Below are 2,960 nucleotides of genomic sequence, written 5' to 3'. Positions count from 1 at the left end.
AGCTTTCGGCAATGTCGCGTTCTTCCTGGGAAGAGGTCAGCACCACCACCGGGATGATCCGCGTCTTGGCGTCGGCTTTCATGCGCCGCAGCACTTCGCGCCCGTCCACCTTGGGCAGTTTCAGGTCAAGGAAAACGACTTTCGGCGGCGGTTGGCGGTTCTCACCTTCATAGGCGCCGCTGGCGAACAGGTAATCCAGGGCCTGGGCGCCGTCATTGACCACCTTGACCTGGTTGGCCAGGTTGTGTTTTTTCAGGGCCCTGAGGGTCAGCTCGACGTCAGCCGGGTTGTCTTCGACCAGCAGGATTTCCATGGGATTTAGTTGATTCATGAGAACCTCCTAAGATAGGGTCTAGGGTTGAGGGTATAGGGGATAGGGTGAAGAAGAAGAAAAAGAATAAAAATCATTGTTTTTTCCCGGAACCCTTCCTGACAGTATTTTCTTTTAACTTTCCAATTAAAGCATAAAGCATTTTACCTACTTCAGTTAATAAATTATTTAAAATAGTAAAATTGCTTTCGGACAAATAGTGAAGATCTTTACAGAGCAGCAACTGGGTTTCAACTTCGGCGCAGAAAGGGTACAGGGTACAGGGGATAGGGGACAGGGAAGAGAGGAAAGGAAAACTACAAAGAAATGAAGATGATAATGAATATTTCATGTTCATTTGCCCTTTAATTTTGGAATCATTACTTGCAGTATTTTGCTTATTTCTTTTAGTAAAACCAGGCAAGGATCACATGAAATTTTAGACATATAATTCAAGTCTTGAGCCAAAAGCAACTGAGTCTCAGCTTCGGCGCAGGAACCCAGGGAAATAGAGAGAAATTGTATATATTCTCCCAAATGTTGGCGTTGATACCCTTCCGCGATGTTTGAAACGATAGATACCGCGCAGCGTCTGAGTTGCGAAGTTAGCCCGTAGATCTCACTTTTTGGAAATCCACCCGTCTCTTTATAAATTTTCAATGCAAACTGATATGCCTTCTGCCAAACAATCAATTCTTTAAAGCTCTGCAATGGCTTGTTTCCCGTATCTTGATCAGGCTCTTTCATTTTTCCCTCTTTTCTTCAAGTGCTTGTTCTCTCTTTCCTGTACCCTGAACCCTGTCCCCTGTACCCTGCAGTGGCTCGCTCTCTGTACCCTGAACCCTTGTCTTTGTCCCCTGTCCCTTGTGATGGCTTGCTTCCTGTCCCCTGTACCCTTTTCCTGCGGCAATGCGAAATAGAACGTCGCGCCTTTCTTGGAACTCTCCGCCCAGACGCGGCCGCCGTGGCGAGTGACGATGCGCTGGACGATGGCCAGGCCGACGCCGGTGCCTTCGAACTCATCCGTGCCGTGCAAACGCTGGAACACGCCGAAGATCTTGTGGGCGTACTCCATATCGAAGCCGACACCGTTGTCCTTGACGTAATAGATCGTTTCCCCTATTGCCGCCTGAGCGTTGAATTCGATGCGGGCCTTGGCCCGGGGCCGGGTGAATTTCAGGGCATTGGAAAAAAGATTGAGCAGGACATGGCGCAGCATGGAGCGGTCGCCAAAGGCGGTTTGAAACTCGCCAACCTTGAATTCGATCTGCCGGCCTTTTTCCGCGCTTTTGAGTTCGGAAAAAACATCATCGGCCAGGGCGGCCAGGTCGACCGCAGCGAACGCGATCTGCTGGCGGCTCAAGCGCGAAAAAGCCAGCAAATCGTCGATCAGCTGGCCCATTTTATGGGTGTTGTTGGCGATGACATCGAGCAGGCGCCGGCCTTCGTCGTCCAGCTTGGGAGCGTACTCTTCGAGGACGATGCGCGCGAAGCCGTCGATGGCCCGCAGCGGCGCCCGCAGGTCATGCGATACCGAATAAGAAAAGGCTTCCAATTCCTTGTTGGCGGCTTCCAGCAGGGCCGTGCGCTGGATGACCCGCTCTTCGAGCTTCAGGTTAAGCCTGCGAATTTCTTCGTGGGCCCGCTTGCGCTCGATGGCATGATGGATCGTGCGGCGCAGGATCTCAGGTATTATGGTGTTCTTGGTCAAGAAGTCTTGCCCGCCGGCCTGCACGGTGCGCAATGCCAATGCGTCGTCATCCAGGCCGGTTAAGGCCACGATCGGCAGCGCCGGATATGCGTGAGCTACGGTGGTGAGCGTATCCAGCCCCTGGCTGTCCTGGAGACCAAGATCGAGCAAGACGAGATCGATTTCGCCTCGATCCAGGCGCATCATGCAGGCGGCAAGACAATCCGCGACTTCCATTTTGATATGGGGCTGATCGCGGAGCATCTCAAAAACCAGGCGCGCATCTCCCGGATTATCCTCGACCAGAAGCATGCGGATCGGAACGATGGGGGAGGAAAGCGGATTATGCTGATCCGGTTTCATCGGTTTCTCCCCCATCCGATTCATTCACTTCGCTCCATTCGGAAGCTTTACGATCGTCAGCCAGAAGTCCTCGACCGAACGCACGACCTTCATGAACTGGCTGAGATCGATGGGTTTGGTGATGTAGCAGTTCGCGTGCAGGTTGTATGACTTCAGGATGTCTTCCTCGGCGCTGCTGACGGTCAGGATCACCACCGGTATGCGCTTGAACTCATCGTCATTTTTAATTTCGGCGAGGACCTGGCGGCCGTCCTTCTTCGGCAGATTCAAATCGAGCAGGACCAGGTCCGGTCGCGGCACATTCTCGTACTTACCCTCTTTGCGCAGGAAAGCCATGGCTTCCTCGCCATCGGAAACGTGATGCAGCGTGTTGCGGATCTTGCTGTCGCGCATCGCCTCCTTGGCGAGCCGGGCATCGCCTTCGTTGTCCTCGACCAGGAGGATGTCGACTAACTTACTGTTGTCTTGTTGTTTCATTGTTATTCTCCCTTATTTTTATGCATTTATATGGCCTTCAACCGGCAGGGTGAAGAAAAAGGTAGACCCCTTTCCCGGCTCGGATTCCATCCATATCCGCCCGCCGTGGCGCTCGATGAT

Annotated in this window: 4 protein-coding genes; all 4 read right to left on the bottom strand. The window is 52.6% G+C overall.

Going from position 1 to position 2,960, the window contains the following annotated elements; genetic code table 11:
* A partial coding sequence (locus NTW95_00385; protein ID MCX6555883.1) for a response regulator occupies positions 1 to 331 on the bottom strand: 331 nt, incomplete at its 3' end.
* Between the two features lie 333 nt (positions 332 to 664).
* Complete coding sequence (locus tag NTW95_00380) at positions 665 to 1,057, bottom strand: four helix bundle protein (GenBank protein ID MCX6555882.1); 393 nt, start codon at positions 1,055 to 1,057, stop codon at positions 665 to 667.
* A complete protein-coding gene (locus tag NTW95_00375) occupies positions 1,044 to 2,363 on the bottom strand; it encodes an ATP-binding protein (GenBank protein ID MCX6555881.1) in 1,320 nt (439 codons plus the stop codon). Before NTW95_00375 ends, NTW95_00380 begins: the two co-directional genes overlap by 14 nt.
* Positions 2,364 to 2,387: 24 nt before the next feature.
* Positions 2,388 to 2,840, bottom strand: coding sequence for a response regulator (locus NTW95_00370; GenBank protein ID MCX6555880.1), 453 nt, complete (start codon positions 2,838 to 2,840; stop codon positions 2,388 to 2,390).
* Between the last annotated feature and the right edge of the window lie 120 nt (positions 2,841 to 2,960).

The sequence above is a fragment of the Candidatus Aminicenantes bacterium genome (assembly GCA_026393795.1).
In the GTDB taxonomy this organism is placed as follows: Bacteria; Acidobacteriota; Aminicenantia; order UBA2199; family UBA2199; genus UBA2199.
The sequence above is the reverse complement of the archived record's forward strand: the minus strand, read 5'-3'. Positions and strand labels throughout refer to the sequence as shown.

What these genes read in the sequence shown, in the direction of transcription:
- NTW95_00380 (MCX6555882.1), bottom strand. Translation starts at nt 1,057, where the DNA reads ATGAAAGAGCCTGATCAAGATACGGGAAACAAGCCATTGCAGAGCTTT.
- NTW95_00375 (MCX6555881.1), bottom strand. Translation starts at nt 2,363, where the DNA reads ATGAAACCGGATCAGCATAATCCGCTTTCCTCCCCCATCGTTCCGATC.
- NTW95_00370 (MCX6555880.1), bottom strand. Translation starts at nt 2,840, where the DNA reads ATGAAACAACAAGACAACAGTAAGTTAGTCGACATCCTCCTGGTCGAG.